Here is a 17,671-nt window from a genome sequence, read left to right on the forward strand (position 1 = left end):
TAAATGATTTTCCCGGAACCCGTACTTTCTATGCTAAAGCATGACTTAGAAAAAAACTAAATTTTTTTCTGTAGCGCGGGCTTTGTGTCTTTCAAGACGAATAGCCAGGTTAAAACCCATAAAAAAGGAGAGCATATGATGAAAGCGATGATACTTGCGGCAGGTCGGGGTGAGCGCATGCGTCCTTTGAGCGATACTCTGCCAAAGCCCTTGTTACATGTAAAGGGAAAGGCGCTGATAGAGTGGCATATTGAAAAACTGGCTCAAAACGGTTTTGAAGAGATCATTATCAATATTGCCCATCTTGGCTATAAAATCAAAGAGTACCTCGGAGACGGCTCACGGTGGCATGTCAAAATTCACTACTCCGATGAACAAAACAGCGGAGCCCTCGAGAGTGCGGGCGGAGTCACAAAAGCACTGCCGCTCTTAGGCGATGCGCCTTTTTTGCTTGTCAACGGTGATATATTCTGCGCATATGAATTCAATCCGAACTTTCAACTCAAAAACACTCTGGCGCACCTTATACTGGTGCCAAATCCTCCGCATCATCCAGAGGGTGATTTTGGATTTCAAAACGGACTTGTAACAAATATAGCGACAACAATGTACACCTTTTCCGGCATAGGCTACTACCATCCGAAACTCTTTGAAAACGAAGCGTTACAAAAAAGCCCGCTCGCTCCGCTTTTGAGAAAAAATATCGACAAAAATCTTGTCAGTGGCGAAGTATTTAACAAAATGTGGCATGATATAGGCACACCACAAAGGCTTCAAGAAATCAATGAAAACTAAATTTATATTTTTACTGCTCCTTGGCAGTGTACTTTTTGCAAAATATGACAACTGCAATTTTATAAACAAACATTATGAAGATATTTGCAAAAAAGTCGTCAAACACGGCGTCAGTTACAAATATGCCAACCAATTTCTGCTCTCCTATTTTAAAACACAAAAGTATGATGAAATAACCTGGAAATACATACAGCCTTCAAAAATAAAATATCATAAAGAAAAAGAGAAACAGGCAAACAATGTACTGGTAAAGTATGTCCCAAAGATGGTAAAAAATCTTCAAAAATACAAAGATGTTTACGACTATGCCGAAAATAAATATGGTGTCAACCGTGAAATTATTGCCGCTATTTTACTCAAAGAGACAAAACTCGGCAAAATAAAACCGACACATGATGCCTTTATTGTTTTCAACACTATCGTAACACGCACAAAACCCGATACCCACCGAAACAAGTGGCTCTTAAAAATGGGCAAAACAAATATGGCTTCGATTATAGAACACTGCTACAAAAAAGGTGTCAAACCCGAACAGTGTAATCTCGCAAGCTCCTACGCCGGAGCTGTCGGCATCCCGCAGTTTATGCCAAACAGTTTTATCTACACAGACAGCTACAAAGGCAAAGTCGCAGACTTGAGTAAAATGGAAGACGCCATCCTCTCTGCTGCAAAGTTCTTACATGTAAAGGCAAAATTTGACACACTCATTGACTGGAAAAAAATGCCTGATATTCCAAAAACAGAACAAGAGTGGTACGCCTATGCCTACAAATACGACAATGCATCGTTTTGCTATGAGAGAAGCAGCAAAAGCGGCAAAGCGTACCAATGTTTCAGCAAAGGCAAAAAGCACCTGCAGTATATGAGAAAATATGTACAAAAAATTATGCGTTACAACAACTCGTCAAACTATGCCGTCGGCGTCATTCGATTAGCCTATGATGCTCACACTTTACTAAAAACTGAATAATTTGCTACATAGGTGGCATTTAAAAAACTTGAAGCAGAAATAGATGCAAAAGATGTTGCGCAAACGCTTAGCTTTTATCCACCGGTTTTATCACTTGAAATTGAACTTGAAAACAAATCACGAACTTATCAGTAAAGCACACAAAGTTCTCAATATTACAATGTAATGTTGAGAAAATACAAGGTGTTTATTCCCCGCCTTGTATCTGTGTTATCAGTACAAGTTCCAGGCTTCCACTCACATAATTGGCAAAAAAAGTGAGTGTCTCCAGATCCTGCGGGGTAAAGTCTGTTTCTTTGTTAAGCAGCTGCATCACGCCCATTACATTTCTCTTTGAATCAAATACAGGAACTGTCAGCATGTTTTCGGTCAGATAGCCGCTTTTTTTATCTATGTGCTGTAAAAACCGCTCGTCTTCATAAGGTTTGTTCACTATCTGCGGTGTCTTGCTTTTATATGTGGCGCCAACTATCCCCGCATCCGCACTGACAACGATTTTTCCCATTCCGTCACTGTGTGTCGTCCAGAGTATCTCATCATCACTGTCCACAATAAATATAGAACATCTTTGTGCCTCTGCAAGAGATTTTGCCTCATCACTTATCAAAACAATTGCATCATCAATCGCATTGGTTGTCATCAGTTTTTTACCGAATTCGGCAATTCTCTTTAATTGTTTCATATTAATCCACTCTCTTTTCTTGATCTAAATACGTATGCAGCAGTTCTAAAAATCCGCTGACATAATGTGCAAAAAATATCATAAAACGGACATCTTCTTCATCAAATCCTTCTTCTTTGTTTAAAAGTTCCATCACCCCGATAATCTCTCTTTTGGAACTGAATATTGGTGCTGTTATGATATTTTTTGTAATATAACCTGTCGCCGAATCAATTTCGGGCAAAAACTCCGGATGGGCATAGGCATCATTTGCTACAACAGGTTTCTTTGCCTTGAGTGTATACCCAACCAACCCTTTATCTGCACGAAGTGTTATTTTTTTAACTTCATCCGCCAGGGTTGTCCACACCTCATTTGCAGCAGCATCATATATAAATATAGAACACCGCTCGGCACCTATGACATCTTTGACATATTTTGCAATCAGAGGCAGACCATCTTCAAGAGAATGTTTTGTCAACAACTCCCTTGCAAACTCGGCAAGTTTTAATGATTTGTTTTTATATTTCATTCCAAAGCCCTCTTTATTAATCAATTGCAACTATTATAGTGTAAAATTCTACTAAAAAAAAGGAAAGAGAATGAGTAAATACACTATTTTACACAATCCGCGATGTTCAAAATCAAGAGAGGCACTTAAAATATTAGAAGAAAATGGTATTGCTGCCGATGTTGTCAAGTATCTTGACGAACGTCCGAGTGCCGCACAACTCAAAAACATTATAAAAATGCTCGGACTGCAAAGTGCGAGAGAGATGATACGTACCAAAGAGGCCATTTACAAAGAACTTGATTTGCAAAATGAAAAAGATGAGGACAAACTTATAGAAGCGATGGCGGAGCATCCAAAACTGATAGAACGTCCCATCATTATAAAAGATGACAAAGAGGCAATCATCGCCCGTCCGCCAGAAAAAGCAAAAGAGTTTTTAAAGAGCTAACTGCTCTATGCTCACTCTTTTATCATTCATTTGGCTCGTATGTTTTGCTGACATTTAAGCACAGTTAGTTTTGTAATCTAAAAAAAGACTCTCAACTTGAATTGTGTAAAATAAAATTTTTGAGGATGCTAACAGGGAGCGCGAGTGCGTGATTGCCATCTTTGAAAATGAGTTTTCATGGATACTTGTTCGCTCCTACTTGATAGAATCAACTCTTAGTCTCCTCATTTTTGTTATATCTTTGTTACTTTACACCCTAAAAGTGAAGATTCATGCACAAGGGTGGAATTTCTATGTCTTTCTTGATTTCCAATAGTTAGGTTTTCTTTGAAGTTGCATAACTGCTAAAATTATTATTTCATCATCTTTTTGATAGTAAACTACACCAAAGGGAAAGCGATTTGTTAAACATCTTCGAATATCTTTATCAAGCTTTTGCCAAGCATCTGGAAATTCTATAATTCTTTGGATTGTTTTGTAAATTTCATGTGCAAACTCTAAACCCAAATGAGTTTGACATTCTTCATAATAATTTACTGAAGCATTAAGTTCAGCTTCTGCATCAGGGTGAAAAAAATATATCATACTATGCGTTTAATCTTTGAAAAATTTTTTTAAAAACTTCATCCCCGTTAACATGTGAAACTTGATTGGTTTCTATCTCATCTCTACGTCTATTTACCTCTTTAATCCATAAAGAATCTATTGCAGCATTTGAAGGTGTGATACTTGCCAGTAACTTATCAACAATTTTAGTTTTTAAATCTATCGGTAAAATGTCTATTTCTTCAAATAGTTGTTCTTGTTTTAAGGTTAGCATAATGAACTCCATTTTAAGCATATACTACTATTCTAACAAAATAATAGATGCTTTTCTATTAAATTTAAAATCTATTTTCGAAAAACAATGATAAATTTTCTTAAGTAGCTTAGATATAACAACTAAGTTCACCAATAAATACCCGCAAGGCATGGCAATCGTCTTCCTATTTCTAAAGCAAAAGAGTTTTTAAAGAGCTAACTGCTCTATGCTCACTCCGTTATCTTCCAAAAACTTTGAGATGGTTTTGGAGTGAGTATGTTCATACTCTTTGGCATATACAATGCGTTTGATGCCACTGGCAATAAGATTTTTGCTGCATTCGCTGCAAGGTTCCAAAGTGACGTAAATTGTTCCGCCCTCAATGGAGATGCCCTTTCTCGCCGCCCAGATAATCGCGTTCATCTCTGCATGAATTTCGTATGTCTTGCTCCACTCATGGTGCTCTTTGGTGTATTCGTCGTTCCAGTGATCACAGCAGTTCGTATAGCCTGCAGGCGTTCCGTTGTAGCCTGTACTTAAGATGCGTCCGTCTTTGACAATGACAGCACCGACCTGTTTTGAAACGCATTTGGATGCTGAGGCTATTTCTGAAGCTATGTTTATAAAATTTTTGTCACTAAGCATAATTTACTTTGGCAGTCTGATAATATTTATATCTGCATTGTCACGAAGCCGTGCAAAATAGTCACTCAAAACCGCTTCACGTTTTTCTGCCATAATCGCATTGATGATCTGCGGTTTCAGCTTTTTCAGATCCACTTTTTTTGATTTTGTTGTCGACTTTACATAACAACACATAAAACCGCCTCTTCCGTCAGGCAAAACCGGAGTGAAATGGTCTGGGGGTGTTTTTTCCAAGATTGCCGCAAGCTGTGGCGGAATTTTATTGTAAGGCAACACCTGTTCCTGTGTCTTGATATCGGGTGCATAAAACATTGGATTGTCTACTTTTTCCTGCAGTCGGCTTTTGTCTTTTGATTCGTTTATGATGACAGAAAAAGATTCGGGATGGTTAAACTGCTTTTTGTGCAGCTCGTAATACTCTTTTATCTCTTCGTCAGTCGGTTCGGAGAGTGATGACATTGCAATGGCAACATAAAGCTTTTGGCTTAAAAGTTTTTGTTTTATTTTTTCTTTGAACTCGGTAGAACTCAAGCCACTTTGTTCTCTCACAGCATCATACAACTGACTGATTGTCAATCCGTTTGCTTCAGCCATTTTTTTAATATCATCATACACTTCCGTACTTGAAACCGAAATATCTCTTTTGGCAATTTCAAGTGCTTCAAGTTTTTTACGAATAAGGATGTCGGACGCTTTTTTTGCATCTATATGCGCCTGCTGCATCTCTTTTTCAATATCAAGCAGAGTAATTGCTTTATCTTCTACAACAATTGCGACACCGTCATAGACTTCTGCATTTACTAAGCTTGCAAGCATAAGTAATACGAGTAATTTAAACATAAAAATCCATTTTGTTAATTTTAATAGAGTATTTTACCAGCCTTTAACCAACAATTGCCTAAAATTGCAAGAAACTTCTTATGTAACCTTAACTTAGAGGGCAAATTCTCCTTGCCAGTCTGAGCCTCACGCTAAGTTTACATAAGAAGTGAACACTAACACAAGAGGTATATCATGGTTGTTACTCGTTTTGCTCCATCTCCTACAGGCTATTTGCATATTGGCGGTTTACGCACGGCTCTTTTTTCTTATCTGTGGGCAAGAAAGAACAAGGGAAAGTTTCTTCTTCGCATTGAAGATACCGACAAAGCAAGAAATTCTCAAGAGGCAACAGAGGCCATTTTAAAAGCATTTGAATGGCTTGGACTTGAAGCAGACGGAGAAATCACCTACCAAAGCAAACGTGAAGATATTTACAAAAAATACATACAGCAGCTGCTTGATGAGGGCAAAGCCTACAAATGCTATATGAGCAAAGAGGAACTTGATGCTTTGCGTGAGCAACAAATGGCAAACAAAGAACGGACAAAATATGATGGCAGATACCGTGACTTTTGCGGAACTCCTCCCGAAGGTGTTGATCCTGTCATCCGCATCAAAGCACCTCTAAGCGGTGAAATAGTCGTACATGACGGTGTCAAAGGAGACATCTCGTTTCAGGCAGAAGATATTTTGGATGATTTTGTCATTGCCCGTGCAGACGGAAGTCCTACCTATAACTTTGTCGTGGCAATAGACGATGCTTTGATGGGTATCAATGAAGTTATCCGCGGAGACGACCACCTCTCAAACACCCCTAAACAAATCGTCGTTTATGAAGCGCTCGGATTTGATGTTCCGAAATTTTATCATGTCCCTATGATTCACAACGCACAGGGCAAAAAACTCTCAAAACGTGACGGTGCGACAGATGTCATGGCATACAAAGAGATGGGATATTTACCACAGGCACTGCTTAACTTTCTTGTGCGTCTTGGCTGGAGCCACGGAGATCAGGAAATTTTTTCTATGGATGAGATGAAAGAGCTGTTTGATCCAAAAGACATCAACAAATCAGCCTCCATTTACAATACGGAAAAACTCGATTGGCTCAATGCCCACTACATTAAAAACACACCTAATGAAGAACTGACGGAACTGCTCGCTGATTTTGGCGTGGTACTAAGTTCACACGATAAAAAAGAGATTTTGCTTGACGCCCTTAAAGAACGGGCAAAAACCCTCAAAGAGCTGGCAACGCTTATCAATGAGATAGTGACAACACCTCAGTCATATGATGAAAAAGCTGTCAAAAAAGCCTTTAAAGGCAATGCGATTGAAATTCTTGAACATTTTGCAAACAAACTTGATGAAGCAAAAGAGCTGCACCTGCCAAGTGACTATCATCATGTGATGGAAGCCCTTGTCAATGAGATGGAAATCGGTTTTGGAAAAATCGGCAATCCGCTTCGTGTGGCACTGCTGGGTAAAATGAGCGGTCCGGGACTTGATGTCGTTATGTCTGTCATCGGAAAGGATGAAACCATCCTTCGTATTGCCAGAGCCATAGAAGCCAATATATAATGGCTTCTGTGTTTTAATTTGTCTCCGGTAAAATAGGCACAGTCACTATATCTTGCGATAATTTCCCGGTTAAAGATTGTAAAAACAGATAAATACTTTCTGTTTCCTCTTGCGATAAATCTACCCCTAACTGCACCTTTGCCATTATTTTTACAGCTTCTTGCAATGATGCAACACTGCCATCATGAAAATAAGGGGAAGTCATTGCAACATTTCTAAGTTGCGGTACCTTAAAGAGATATTTGTCTTCTTCTTTTTTCGTGACATTGTAACGACCTTCATCAATCTTCTTGCTTTTGGTATACTCCCAGTAAGGCGCAACAACTCCAAATTTTTGCAGCATTGTACCGCCAAGCAGTGCTCCTGAATGACAAGAGGCACAGCCTGTTTTTATAAATGTTTTAAGCCCCGTTTTTTCTTTTTGTGTCAAAGCATTTGTTTTGCCCTCTAAAAATTCGTCAAACCGTGAAGGTGTTGAAAGTGTGCGCTCCCATGCTCCAATCGCCTTTGCATAATTGGCAACGCTTATCGGCTTCGTATCATTTGGAAATGCTTTTTTAAACAAAATACGGTATTGTTCAATACTTTGCAGCTTCTTTTCCACCCACTCGTTAGAAGGTGCGCCAAAAGAGCCTTTTCCGAGCAATGCCTTTCTTGCCTGCTCTTCAACATCTTTTCTGTCTCCGCGCCAATGCTGAGAAACCTGACCTGCAGCATTGAGGACCGTTGGTGCATTTCTTGGATTCAGTTTTCCAAAATTCCCTCTTGATTTTTCAAGATTGTCTGCTCCGTAATAACTAAACGGATGGCATTTTGCACAACTCGTTGTTCCGTCTATAGAAACTCTTTTTTCATGAAAAAGCATCTTTCCAAGTCTGATTTTTTCCGGCGTCATGGTATATTGCGCAGAAGGAAATGTTTTTGGCAATGGTGCAAAATTTTGTTTTGCCTGTTCTAACAGGAGAGTGTCTGAAGCATAGAGGGATGATATAACAACTGATAATGAAAAAATCATTTTCTTCACGGAGAATCCTTTTTTTAGTAAAGAGCATACTTTCATTAATAGAAAAATATTATCTTTTAAGAATTATTTGATATTATTGCTTAAAAAGAACTTATTCAGCTATAAAATCCGTCTATTTTCAAAATATCCCCATTAAATATCATCTCTGTAGACATCCGTCATATCAAAATCATTTTCCGGTTCAATGGTAGGGATTGCATCCAAATCACTTGGGTCCACTTCCACTGCTGAGAGATTATAATCTTTTCCCTGATAAAACCTCTGCTCTTTTGCATATTTTTGTTCTTTTTGTATCTGTTGCTGAATATGCTTTTGTGTAATATCATCCCCGTTAAGCACCATTACATGTAAGCCGGCAAAGACAACTGCCAATAATATTTTCTTCATAACCTGTCCTTATCTATTTTTTCACAATATATTATACCTGAAATATCTAAAAACATAAAAAAGTTAACTTTAGAGTCTGCTTTTTTGAGATATAATTCTTTTATGAATCAAAAACCTGTCACTATAAAATCCATCTTTGCATTAGCGCTGCATAAAAAATCTTCTCTGATAAACGGGCAGATTTTGACCATTTTGGCTATCATCGTCAGTGTTCCCATTCCTTTGATGCTGCCGGTCATGGTAGATGAAGTCCTGCTGCACAAACCTGGGTATATTGTTCCTGCCATTGACAGACTTTTTGGCAGCGGTTCTGCTTTTTACTATATTGGGCTTGTTGCCTTTGCTGTTATATTTTTACGCTTTTTATACTACTTTTTAGGGGTACTCAGCACAAAAATATTTACAAAAATTTCAAAATATGTCACTTTTATGATACGTTCACGTCTTTTAAAACATCTCCAAAAAACTTCCATGAATGCCTATGAGACCCTTGGAAGCGGTGCTATTACGGCAAATCTTATCACCGACATCAATACCCTTGATGCATTTATTATGAGCAGTGCTTCACGTTTTGTTGCCTCTGTTTTAACCCTTCTTGCCGTCGGTATCGTGATGATTGTTATCAATCCTGTTTTGGGCATACTCATACTTTTTGTGCAGCCGCTTATCATGTTTGTCAGCAAGAAAATGTCCGCACGCGTGGGAGAACTCAAAAAAGAAGAGAACCAGGCAATTGCAGAATTTCAGGAAAATGTCGGCGAAACGCTTGAACTGTTCGGGCAGATAAAGGCCAGTAACAAAGAACAGCATTTTTTTGGCAAAGCGATAGAACAGGCAAAAAAAATTCAGGATACTTCCAATGAATTCAGCTTTAAAAGTGTCGCCTATGAAAAACTCTCTTATACAATCTTTTTAAGTGTTTTTGAACTCATTCGCGCTTCAGGACTTTTGCTTGTAGCCTACAGTGATCTGAGTATCGGTATGATGTTTGCCATGTTTGGCTACATCTGGTTTATCATGACACCGGTCCAGGACATCCTCTCCATGCAGTACAGTTATGCCTCCGCCAAAGCTGCTTTAGAGCGTATCAACAAAGTCCTGACACTCAAAACAGAAACGAGCGGGGAGAAAAAACTTACAACAAAGAGCGTTGATATTTCTTTAAAAAATATATGCTTCAGTTATGCCTCAAGTGATAAGCTCATTCTTAAAGAGATAACTTTTGATGTCAAATACAGTTCAAAAACAGCGCTTATCGGTGCAAGCGGCAGCGGCAAAACAACCCTTGCTCAGATTATTGCCGGTTTTTATGAAAAAACATCCGGTGAACTCAGATACAATGATATTCCCACAGAAGAGCTGGACAAACACTCCGTGCGCCAAAAAATATTTTTAGTGTTGCAGATGCCTATCCTCTTTAACGCTTCACTCAGATTTAACATCACCATGGGACATGAAAACATTAGCGACGAGGCCATCTACAAAGCTCTTGAAATCGCCCAGCTCTCTGACATGCTCCAAAGTATGCCAAGCAGACTTGACACCCTCGTCGGGCATCACGGCATACGCCTCTCAGGCGGGCAACGACAAAGACTCAGCATCGCCAGAATGATAATTGCAAATCCGAGTGTCGTCATTTTTGATGAATCAACTTCTGCACTTGATGTGCATACCGAAGCCAAACTCTTTAGAGCACTCGTTCCCCTGCTTGAGAAAAAAACAGTCATTACCATCGCCCACAGACTCAGCACAGTTAAAAATGCCGATATGATTTATGTCCTCAATGAAGGCGAAATAGTCCAACGCGGTACGCATGAAGAACTTGAAGAACAAGAAGGGCACTACAGTGAATTTCTCAAGGAGCAGTTGTTATAAAAAAGATAAAACAGGCACAGAAAGAACTTTTGGCATGGTATGAAAAAGCAGGCAGGCATGAGCTTCCCTGGCGAAATACACAGGACATTTACCGTGTATATCTCAGCGAAATCATGCTCCAACAAACACAGGTCAATCGTGTACGGGATGAATACTATCCTCAGTTTTTGGAAAAATTTCCCACACTTCAAAGCCTTGCAAATGCACCGCTGGATGATGTTTTAGCGGCATGGAGCGGACTTGGGTACTATTCGCGTGCAAGAAACCTTCATAAAACAGCCCGACTTTCACCAAAATCTCTGCCGACAGACTACAAGGAGCTGCTCTCTCTGCCCGGCATAGGGCAATACACCGCAAGTGCCGTTTGCAGTTTCGGCTGCAATCAGAATATTCCTGTTGTCGATACAAACATAGCAAGAGTGCTCAAGCGTTATTTTGCCCTCTTACATGTAAAAGACAAAACAGTTTGGGAATACGCACAAAAACTCCTTAATCACAAAGACACCAGAAGCCATAACCTTGCCCTTATGGATTTGGGTTCGCTTGTCTGCCTGCCCAAAAACCCAAAATGCGAAGAGTGTCCGCTACAAAAAACGTGTCAGGGAAAAACAGAAGCGGAGTTATATACAAAAACAAAGAAAAAAGAGTATGAATCACTCGAACTTTTTTACGGTATTTGCATACAAAATGAAAAAATAGCCCTTACCCCTGCTACAGGAAACATGTACAAAGGCATGCTTGAACTTCCCGCCGTCGACCCGATAGAAGAAGATTTTTTAGGCAGTTTCAAACACGCCTACACAAAATACCGCTTACATGTAAAGCTCTACACACTCGACTCTTTTGAAGGTGGCATCTGGGTAGAAACAAAGGCCTTGCACAGCGCTCCAATCTCCTCTTTGACAAAAAAAGCGCTCTCAACAGTTTTCAAATAGAACAACTTTGTTTCTTCCGCTCTCTTTCGCTTTATAGAGGGCATTGTCCGCACTTTTATAAATATATTTCACTTCACCCTCGCGTGCATCAGAGAGATAACATACGCCTATAGATATAGTAAGCACTCCATACTTTTCATTGTAAAGATGCTCAATTTTCAGGTTTTGCACCTCTTTGCATATATTTTGCAGGTGTCTAAAGGCTTCCTCTTTTGTATAGGCACTGCAGACAAAGCCAAACTCTTCTCCGCCCAAACGGAAAAAGAACTCATTGGCACGCTGTGTCAGTTCTGTGATTTTTGCAGTAATGCTTTGAAGTGCCTCATCCCCTGCATCATGCCCGTAGTTATCATTGTAGAGTTTAAAATTGTCCACATCCATAATCGCAAAACAAAAACTCTCACGGGTTCTTTTTGCTCTGTTTAGCTCCTGGGGAAACACTACATTAAAGTACCGCCTGTTGTAAATATTTGTCAGTGCGTCCTGCATGGACAAATCTTCAAATTTATGCCGAATATTATATATTTCTGTTATATCATTTAATGTCACCATCATATGCATTCTATTCTCTTCATATATCTTTTTGGCATACACAGAAAAATAGTATTCCTGCTCCAGGTAACAGATTTTTATGATTGGCTCTTCCTCACCCAGAACATCTTCCACCCATTGCATTTTTGTGCTGTTGATGGTATCACCATGGCATGATGCACAAAAAAAGTCACAAATACATTCATGCTCTCTTTTAAACTCTTCCAAAGAAGCATACTCTTTGAAAAATTTAAAAAATGCCTCATTCGCTCGGGTAATACTGTTGCCGGTTGTGATAATGATGATATTGGGACTCTTTTCAAAAAGCGTCTCCAGATAAATCTCTTTTTTGGCATGTTCTGCTTCGAGCAGTTTTGTCTGCTGGAGAACTTTGAGTTCAAGCGTATTGCTTAGCTTTTCATAACTACTGCTCTTTTTTTGTAAAAACCTGATGAGAAAAAGAAGGACAAGTGTAAAAACAGTAAATAAAAAACTTACTGCAAAAAACTTGAACCAGACGCTCTGTATCTTCTCTACATAGAAAGAGGCATCCATATCAATGGCAATCTCTTTATAAACATAATAAAGCCTTTTTTTTTCGCTCTCAAGCCTGTAAATAGGTTTTTTTGAAAGATTTGCTCCTTTTTTTTGCACCTTTGGAGTCACTGTATAGTAAAAATCGTTTGTTTGGTATTGTTTCAAGAGGGTTTGTACAAGCAGACTGGGATCAACTTTTTTAAAGGCATCACCTTCTTTCACATAAAAAGTTCCAATCTCGGCAGGAAGATTACGGATATTTTCTATCTCTTCGTAATGTTCCCGTGCATCTTTGAGTAAATTGTCAGTATAGTTTTTTTGTGCCTCTACAGCTATCATGTAGAAGTATGCTTCTATAAAAACCCATACAAGCAAAATGGTAATCCCAATCATAAAAAATTTATTTTTTGAGTTCTTCATACAAATAGCTTATAGCAAACAAACTGAAAGCTATGTTAAGGAATAAAGCTAGCTCTCTTCTATCTTGATATCAGAAGCGACAATATACAAAGGCGCATTGTGTACATGTAACATTGTACTTCCGCTTCCAAGGGCAAAGCCATAGAGGTTGTTTTCTTTGATAAGTGTTATCCCAAAGCCCATATCTAAGAAAGAGAGGACATGGTTTTCCAAAATTCTCGAAGCATTGATACCGCTAAAAGTAATTTTAACAGTGTGAATATCCTCCCCCTCGTCATCCTGCACCACAAGTGTCACAATTTTTGTATCGGGCAGCTGTTGTATTGAACGCAGTTGTTCATGCTTAAAGTGGTTGTACTTTTGCAGTAATTCTTCTATCTCTTTCATTTTTCCCCTTTTTATTAAAACAACATCTTAACAATAAAAGGCTTTCTCACCGCTTCGTTGACTGAGTTAGCGTAGACATATAAGCAACAAAACTCACAAACACTACACATTAGCATGCTATACTTTGAAAACTAAAAAAACAGAGGAATAATTTATGAAAACAGTGATACTGGGTATTTTCCTACTTTGCTCCGGAGCACAGGCAGTCAGCCTGAGTGAAATTATTGACATCTCTTTGGCAAAAAAACCGTCGCTGGAAGCTATCAATGAAAGAATTGAGGCAAACAGATACAATATAGCAGTCTCCGACCAATTTGAAAACCCCCAACTGCTCATAACAAAAAATACACTCAATTCTTCGCAGGCGATGAGTCAGTCTGTGGTGACATTCAAACAAAAAATTCCTTTTTACAATAAACGTGAAACCAACAAAAAAATTGCAGAAGCGGAAGATGCTTTGTTGCAGGAAAAACTAAATGCAGCAAAAACAAAACTGGTTGCACAGATAAAGAGTGAAGCCTATACCATTTGGAAACTGAATGAATTGTATAAAATTATTGATGAGTATGTCACACTGACACAGCAAAACATTGATCTGTACGAATCCTACACAAGTATTGATGAGAACCAGCATATCGGAATAATGAAAGCGGAACTCTCCCTCTCAGATCTGCAAATCCAAAAAAGTGTTTTGCGTGAAAAAATCAATGCTGCCTATGCAAGACTCTCCTATCTGGCCTCATTTAAAGTACACCATTTGGATATAAATATACAAATGGGGGAAAAACCGGATTTGGGACAACTGCAAAAATCTTTAGCAGAGAACCCGGATATTAAAATAAAAGACAAAGAGATTCTCAAACAAAATGCAAAGTTAAAAATGGCAGATCTCAACAACTATCCGGACATTAATCTCATCGCAGGCTATGCTCTTCGAGAAAATTTCAACAACTATTTTAATTTTGGTTTCGGCTTGAGCCTGCCTATATACGGCACGGAAGACTACAAAGAAGAAGAAGCACGCGCCTTGGTTCTCTCCGCTACAAGCCAAAAAGCAGATACTCAGATATCTGTCAATGCCGAGCTTGAAGCCTATTATGCGCAAATGCTCTCTTCTTATGAAATATATCATATTATTCAAGATGAAGCTCTTCCCCAGGTTGCTCACATGTTTGAGCTTTCAAGCTCTTCCATCTCTGTCGGGGCTGATTTGTTCAAATATATAGATGTCCTGTTTCAAAAACTTGATTTGGAACAAAAAAGTATCAAAGCCGTCGCAAACTACAACCTGGCACAAGCCAAAATAGCACAACTTAAAGGAGAATTACAGTGAAAAATTTAAAATTATTACTACTTTTGCTGCCGTTGATGGTATCGGCAAAAGAAGCATCGGTGGAACAGCTTTTTTCAGTTCAGACCGTCAAGGTACAAAAAACAAAAACAAGCCACAGCAAAAAAAATTACGGTTTTGTCAAAGCAAATGAAGCGAGAGTGTATGAAGTGAGTCCCCGTTTTGGAGGATTTGTCGAAAAACTTTATGCCGACAAAATTTACAAATATGTCAAAAAAGGCGAGCCTTTGGCAGTTGTCTACTCTCCTGAAGTATACAAAGCAAAAGAGGACTATGTCAACTCGTACAACTACACAAAAAACAGACCAAACAAAGGTATGCTCAAGAGTGCAAAGCTGAAACTTTCTTTGCTGGAAGTCGCGCCAAATGAGATTTCTCAAGTTATAAAGATGAGAAAAGTATCACCGAACACAACAATCTATGCACCGCAAAGCGGTTATATCTTTATGAAAAATATCAATGAAGGATCTGCTTTTAATGCAAAAACAAATCTTTTTGAGATAGTCAATCTTGATGACGTCTGGGTTGAGGTAAAGGTCTTTGAAGATGATGTCAAATGGCTCAAACATGCCAATGACTTTCGTGTCAGTTTTAAAACAACCGATAAAACATACGAGACGCATTCAAAGTTTCTTTATCCAAATCTGAGTCCAAAAGAGGCAACGCTCACTATGCGACTCACTTTGGCGAACAAAGACCATACACTTTTTCCGGGAATGTATGCGGATGTGATTTCAAAAGACAAGGCAAAAGAGTATCTGACACTGCCGCAAAGCGCTGTTATCTTAAAAGACGGAAAATACTATGTTTTTGTTGTCGGAGAATTTGAGGGAGAGTATGAACCGATGGAAGTCAATGTCAAACCGCTCAATAATGAAACATACATCATAACAAGCGGACTCAATGCCGGCGATGAAGTTGTCAACAATGCCCTCTTTATGATGGACAGTGATGCGCAGATAAACGGCTTGTATTAAAACTGTGTTATAATACTCTTAAAAGTACTTTTAAGGATATTCTTATGACAGTCAGCGCAAATGAAGTAAAAAAACGAGGCGTTTCTCTTTTTGGAGAACTCTTGGAGAAATGGGACGAGGTTATTATCAATTTTCGTGGTGAAAAAAAGTATGTCGTTATGGACATAGAAAGGTATAAAGAGCTTCGTGCTTTGGAACTTGACCGTGCTTATACAGAGGTAATGGAGGATATTAAAAATGGAGATTATCATACAGATGTTGCAAAACATTTAAAAGAGATAGCTGATGTATGAAATCACTTTTAGTAAAAAGTATGAAAAAACAGTAAAAAAGTTTTTTAAAAAGCATCAAAATTTAAAAGGAAAATACACAAAAACTATTCTTCTTTTACAGAAAAACCCTTTTCACCCTTCACTGCGTTTGCACAAACTGCAGGGGTCGTTAAGTGAATATCATTCTGTCTCTATTGATATGGATTACAGAATCCTCATAGATTTTATCATTATAGATGAGCAGATCATTCTTATAGACATCGGTTCACATGATGAGGTATATTAATTTGCATCTCATTCCATTGCCTGGCGCACATCTTTTGCGACTTTTTTCTCATCTACAAAAAAGAGAAGCAGTCCGCCGAGAATAAAAAGAATGGCAACAGAAGCAATCGAGAGTCTTGAATTATGGCTAAAGAGTGCGACAAAGGCTACCAAAAGCGGCCCTATGATAACTGCAAATTTTCCAAGAAGATCATAAAATCCGAAAAATTCTGCCGCATATTTTTGCGGTATCATTTTGGCATAATAGGAACGGCTCAGTGCCTGAATACCTCCCTGAACCAATGCAATAAGTATTGCCAGTATATAAAATTCATAGACATCTTCCATCATCGCAGCATAAACAATAATAAATATATAGACAGCGATACAAAGATAGATAACTTTTTTTGTATCCCAGATATCGGCAAGTTTGGCAACAATGAGTGTGGCAGGGAAACCGACAAACTGCACAATAAGCAAGGCCATTATAAGCTTGCTGCTGTCAAACCCCAGCGCCATTCCGTAATCAACAGCCATACGGATAATAGTGTCAACCCCGTCAATATAGAGCCAGTATGCCACCAAAAAAAGCAAAAGTCCTTTAAGACTTGCCACTCTTTGAAAGGTTTTTTTCAAACGCAGATACCCTGCAACCAATAAAATATTTTTCTGCTCTTTGTCTCCCTTCTTCTCCTCTACAAAAAGCAAAAGAGGCAATGAAAAAACCGCCCACCACACTGCAACACTGACAAAAGAAGCTTTTATCGCCGCAGCCTTGTCTTCAAAACCGAAAAAGGCGGGTTCCTGTACCATAAAAACATTCAAGGCAAACAAAATACCGCCTCCGAGATATCCAAGGGCAAAGCCCAGGCCTGAAATATAGTCAACATTTTTATCATTACTCACAGAGGGAAGCAAAGCATCATAAAAAATATTTGATCCCATAAAACCGATATTTCCCAGTGTATAGACAAGTGCCGCCATCTGCCAGTTTCCCTGCTCGACAAGAGCCAGTGAGGCACTCATCAAAATACCCAAAAATGCAAAAAGAAACAAAAAACGCTTCTTGAGTGAACCTGCATCAGCCACAGCCCCAAGCAAAGGCGCAAGAAGCACTACCACAAAACTCGAAATTGAATTTGCAAATCCGAGCTGCGCGGTACTCACAGTCACCTCAGTTCCCACACTGTAATAAGACTTGAAAAATATAGGGAAAAATCCAGCCATAACAGTGGTTGCATAGGCAGAATTTGCCCAGTCATACAGTGCCCAGGAGTATATAGATTTTTTATTATTGTTTTTCATATCCTAATTCTATACGAAAATATATTAAGAGAACCTCCAATGCCATTAAGTTAAGAAAATTAATGCTTTCTCGGAACCGGTACTTCAGTGCCGGCTGTTGCAATAGTCTTGCCACTCTCAGCCCGCACTGAAGTACGGGTTCCAAAAAAGCTGCTTAACCTAATGACA

At 38.8% G+C, this 17,671-nt stretch carries 21 protein-coding genes; 10 read left to right on the forward strand and 11 right to left on the reverse strand.

All coding sequences use genetic code 11. The features are described 5' to 3' along the window. The first annotated feature begins 135 nt into the window (after window positions 1–135). On the forward strand, window positions 136–795 hold the full coding sequence (murU, locus tag MLC35_RS10865; RefSeq protein WP_434636989.1) for an N-acetylmuramate alpha-1-phosphate uridylyltransferase MurU: 660 nt from the start codon (window positions 136–138) through the stop codon (window positions 793–795). Further along, window positions 785–1,765: a lytic murein transglycosylase gene (locus MLC35_RS10870; RefSeq protein ID WP_434636991.1), complete on the forward strand. Its 981-nt coding sequence runs from the start codon at window positions 785–787 to the stop codon at window positions 1,763–1,765. The genes murU and MLC35_RS10870 overlap by 11 nt, the downstream gene beginning before the upstream one ends. A 187-nt stretch (window positions 1,766–1,952) precedes the next feature. Here the strand turns inward: MLC35_RS10870 and MLC35_RS10875 are convergent, their stop codons facing one another. Further along, window positions 1,953–2,447 (reverse strand): GAF domain-containing protein, encoded by a 495-nt coding sequence (locus MLC35_RS10875; RefSeq protein WP_151899369.1) that lies wholly within the window; start codon window positions 2,445–2,447, stop codon window positions 1,953–1,955. 1 nt (window position 2,448) lies between these two features. After that, a complete protein-coding gene (locus tag MLC35_RS10880) occupies window positions 2,449–2,958 on the reverse strand; it encodes a GAF domain-containing protein (RefSeq protein ID WP_346389776.1) in 510 nt (169 codons plus the stop codon). A gap of 70 nt (window positions 2,959–3,028) precedes the next feature. Here MLC35_RS10880 and arsC point away from each other — a divergent pair, with 70 nt between their 5' ends. Further along, complete coding sequence (gene arsC / locus MLC35_RS10885) at window positions 3,029–3,388, forward strand: arsenate reductase (glutaredoxin) (RefSeq protein WP_434636993.1); 360 nt, start codon at window positions 3,029–3,031, stop codon at window positions 3,386–3,388. A gap of 291 nt (window positions 3,389–3,679) precedes the next feature. On the opposite strand, the gene MLC35_RS10890 is transcribed toward arsC, so the two are convergent. The 4 genes from MLC35_RS10890 to MLC35_RS10905 form a co-directional block, all read right to left on the reverse strand. Beyond that, a complete protein-coding gene (locus MLC35_RS10890) occupies window positions 3,680–3,973 on the reverse strand; it encodes a type II toxin-antitoxin system RelE/ParE family toxin (RefSeq protein WP_151899366.1) in 294 nt (97 codons plus the stop codon). Between the two features lies 1 nt (window position 3,974). After that, window positions 3,975–4,208 carry an addiction module protein gene (locus MLC35_RS10895; protein ID WP_188110013.1) on the reverse strand — a complete coding sequence of 78 codons (234 nt, stop codon included), beginning with the start codon at window positions 4,206–4,208 and terminating at the stop codon, window positions 3,975–3,977. A 189-nt stretch (window positions 4,209–4,397) separates the two neighbouring features. Next, entirely contained in the window at window positions 4,398–4,835 is a 438-nt protein-coding gene (locus MLC35_RS10900) for a deoxycytidylate deaminase (protein ID WP_151899364.1), read from the reverse strand. A gap of 3 nt (window positions 4,836–4,838) precedes the next feature. Beyond that, complete coding sequence (locus MLC35_RS10905; RefSeq protein WP_418640772.1) at window positions 4,839–5,675, reverse strand: peptidylprolyl isomerase; 837 nt, start codon at window positions 5,673–5,675, stop codon at window positions 4,839–4,841. Between the two features lie 174 nt (window positions 5,676–5,849). On the opposite strand from MLC35_RS10905, the gene gltX reads away from it, so the two are divergent. Continuing rightward, window positions 5,850–7,238 carry a glutamate--tRNA ligase gene (gene gltX / locus MLC35_RS10910; protein WP_434636997.1) on the forward strand — a complete coding sequence of 463 codons (1,389 nt, stop codon included), beginning with the start codon at window positions 5,850–5,852 and terminating at the stop codon, window positions 7,236–7,238. Between the two features lie 13 nt (window positions 7,239–7,251). On the opposite strand, the gene MLC35_RS10915 is transcribed toward gltX, so the two are convergent. Both MLC35_RS10915 and MLC35_RS10920 read right to left on the reverse strand, forming a co-directional pair. After that, on the reverse strand, window positions 7,252–8,253 hold the full coding sequence (locus MLC35_RS10915) for a cytochrome-c peroxidase (RefSeq protein ID WP_418641418.1): 1,002 nt from the start codon (window positions 8,251–8,253) through the stop codon (window positions 7,252–7,254). Window positions 8,254–8,394: 141 nt separating this feature from the next. Then, window positions 8,395–8,649, reverse strand: a complete 255-nt coding sequence (locus tag MLC35_RS10920) for a hypothetical protein (protein WP_151899361.1) — start codon at window positions 8,647–8,649, stop codon at window positions 8,395–8,397. Window positions 8,650–8,751: 102 nt separating this feature from the next. Between MLC35_RS10920 and MLC35_RS10925 the strand changes: the two genes are divergently transcribed. Both MLC35_RS10925 and MLC35_RS10930 read left to right on the forward strand, forming a co-directional pair. Next, window positions 8,752–10,524, forward strand: coding sequence for an ABC transporter ATP-binding protein (locus MLC35_RS10925; RefSeq protein WP_434636999.1), 1,773 nt, complete (start codon window positions 8,752–8,754; stop codon window positions 10,522–10,524). Between the two features lie 29 nt (window positions 10,525–10,553). Further along, window positions 10,554–11,459, forward strand: coding sequence for an A/G-specific adenine glycosylase (locus MLC35_RS10930; RefSeq protein WP_434637001.1), 906 nt, complete (start codon window positions 10,554–10,556; stop codon window positions 11,457–11,459). Here the strand turns inward: MLC35_RS10930 and MLC35_RS10935 are convergent. Together MLC35_RS10935 and MLC35_RS10940 are read right to left on the reverse strand one after the other, a co-directional pair. Further along, window positions 11,442–12,947 (reverse strand): sensor domain-containing diguanylate cyclase, encoded by a 1,506-nt coding sequence (locus tag MLC35_RS10935; RefSeq protein WP_434637003.1) that lies wholly within the window; start codon window positions 12,945–12,947, stop codon window positions 11,442–11,444. The genes MLC35_RS10930 and MLC35_RS10935 overlap by 18 nt on opposite strands. A 48-nt stretch (window positions 12,948–12,995) precedes the next feature. Further along, window positions 12,996–13,334 carry a hypothetical protein gene (locus MLC35_RS10940; protein WP_151899357.1) on the reverse strand — a complete coding sequence of 113 codons (339 nt, stop codon included), beginning with the start codon at window positions 13,332–13,334 and terminating at the stop codon, window positions 12,996–12,998. Window positions 13,335–13,488: 154 nt separating this feature from the next. Here MLC35_RS10940 and MLC35_RS10945 point away from each other — a divergent pair, with 154 nt between their 5' ends. The 4 genes from MLC35_RS10945 to MLC35_RS10960 are packed head-to-tail and all read left to right on the forward strand — an operon-like array spanning window position 13,489 to window position 16,220. Further along, complete coding sequence (locus tag MLC35_RS10945; RefSeq protein ID WP_151899356.1) at window positions 13,489–14,667, forward strand: TolC family protein; 1,179 nt, start codon at window positions 13,489–13,491, stop codon at window positions 14,665–14,667. Next, a complete protein-coding gene (locus MLC35_RS10950; protein WP_188110011.1) occupies window positions 14,664–15,662 on the forward strand; it encodes an efflux RND transporter periplasmic adaptor subunit in 999 nt (332 codons plus the stop codon). Before MLC35_RS10945 ends, MLC35_RS10950 begins: the two co-directional genes overlap by 4 nt. A 44-nt stretch (window positions 15,663–15,706) precedes the next feature. Next, window positions 15,707–15,955 (forward strand): prevent-host-death protein, encoded by a 249-nt coding sequence (locus tag MLC35_RS10955; RefSeq protein WP_346389785.1) that lies wholly within the window; start codon window positions 15,707–15,709, stop codon window positions 15,953–15,955. Further along, the gene (locus MLC35_RS10960) at window positions 15,948–16,220 is read left to right on the forward strand and encodes a type II toxin-antitoxin system RelE/ParE family toxin (protein WP_434580567.1); all 273 of its coding nucleotides are present in this window, start codon (window positions 15,948–15,950) and stop codon (window positions 16,218–16,220) included. Before MLC35_RS10955 ends, MLC35_RS10960 begins: the two co-directional genes overlap by 8 nt. Before the next feature lie 8 nt (window positions 16,221–16,228). On the opposite strand, the gene MLC35_RS10965 is transcribed toward MLC35_RS10960, so the two are convergent. Continuing rightward, window positions 16,229–17,503 (reverse strand): MFS transporter, encoded by a 1,275-nt coding sequence (locus tag MLC35_RS10965; protein WP_434637007.1) that lies wholly within the window; start codon window positions 17,501–17,503, stop codon window positions 16,229–16,231. Window positions 17,504–17,671: the final 168 nt, after the last annotated feature.

This window comes from Sulfurimonas sp. NW7 (assembly GCF_051132265.1).
In the GTDB taxonomy this organism is placed as follows: domain Bacteria; phylum Campylobacterota; class Campylobacteria; order Campylobacterales; family Sulfurimonadaceae; genus Sulfurimonas; species Sulfurimonas hydrogeniphila.

Bases quoted from the DNA above. Each gene is read 5' to 3' on its own strand.
- MLC35_RS10920 (WP_151899361.1), bottom strand. From the start codon at position 8,649: ATGAAGAAAATATTATTGGCAGTTGTCTTTGCCGGCTTACATGTAATG.
- MLC35_RS10870 (WP_434636991.1), top strand. From the start codon at position 785: ATGAAAACTAAATTTATATTTTTACTGCTCCTTGGCAGTGTACTTTTT.
- MLC35_RS10905 (WP_418640772.1), bottom strand. From the start codon at position 5,675: ATGTTTAAATTACTCGTATTACTTATGCTTGCAAGCTTAGTAAATGCA.
- MLC35_RS10875 (WP_151899369.1), bottom strand. From the start codon at position 2,447: ATGAAACAATTAAAGAGAATTGCCGAATTCGGTAAAAAACTGATGACA.
- MLC35_RS10960 (WP_434580567.1), top strand. From the start codon at position 15,948: ATGTATGAAATCACTTTTAGTAAAAAGTATGAAAAAACAGTAAAAAAG.
- MLC35_RS10935 (WP_434637003.1), bottom strand. From the start codon at position 12,947: ATGAAGAACTCAAAAAATAAATTTTTTATGATTGGGATTACCATTTTG.
- MLC35_RS10880 (WP_346389776.1), bottom strand. From the start codon at position 2,958: ATGAAATATAAAAACAAATCATTAAAACTTGCCGAGTTTGCAAGGGAG.
- MLC35_RS10915 (WP_418641418.1), bottom strand. From the start codon at position 8,253: ATGATTTTTTCATTATCAGTTGTTATATCATCCCTCTATGCTTCAGAC.
- MLC35_RS10945 (WP_151899356.1), top strand. From the start codon at position 13,489: ATGAAAACAGTGATACTGGGTATTTTCCTACTTTGCTCCGGAGCACAG.
- MLC35_RS10925 (WP_434636999.1), top strand. From the start codon at position 8,752: ATGAATCAAAAACCTGTCACTATAAAATCCATCTTTGCATTAGCGCTG.
- MLC35_RS10955 (WP_346389785.1), top strand. From the start codon at position 15,707: ATGACAGTCAGCGCAAATGAAGTAAAAAAACGAGGCGTTTCTCTTTTT.
- MLC35_RS10890 (WP_151899366.1), bottom strand. From the start codon at position 3,973: ATGATATATTTTTTTCACCCTGATGCAGAAGCTGAACTTAATGCTTCA.
- gltX (WP_434636997.1), top strand. From the start codon at position 5,850: ATGGTTGTTACTCGTTTTGCTCCATCTCCTACAGGCTATTTGCATATT.
- MLC35_RS10900 (WP_151899364.1), bottom strand. From the start codon at position 4,835: ATGCTTAGTGACAAAAATTTTATAAACATAGCTTCAGAAATAGCCTCA.
- MLC35_RS10940 (WP_151899357.1), bottom strand. From the start codon at position 13,334: ATGAAAGAGATAGAAGAATTACTGCAAAAGTACAACCACTTTAAGCAT.
- MLC35_RS10895 (WP_188110013.1), bottom strand. From the start codon at position 4,208: ATGCTAACCTTAAAACAAGAACAACTATTTGAAGAAATAGACATTTTA.
- murU (WP_434636989.1), top strand. From the start codon at position 136: ATGATGAAAGCGATGATACTTGCGGCAGGTCGGGGTGAGCGCATGCGT.
- MLC35_RS10965 (WP_434637007.1), bottom strand. From the start codon at position 17,503: ATGAAAAACAATAATAAAAAATCTATATACTCCTGGGCACTGTATGAC.
- arsC (WP_434636993.1), top strand. From the start codon at position 3,029: ATGAGTAAATACACTATTTTACACAATCCGCGATGTTCAAAATCAAGA.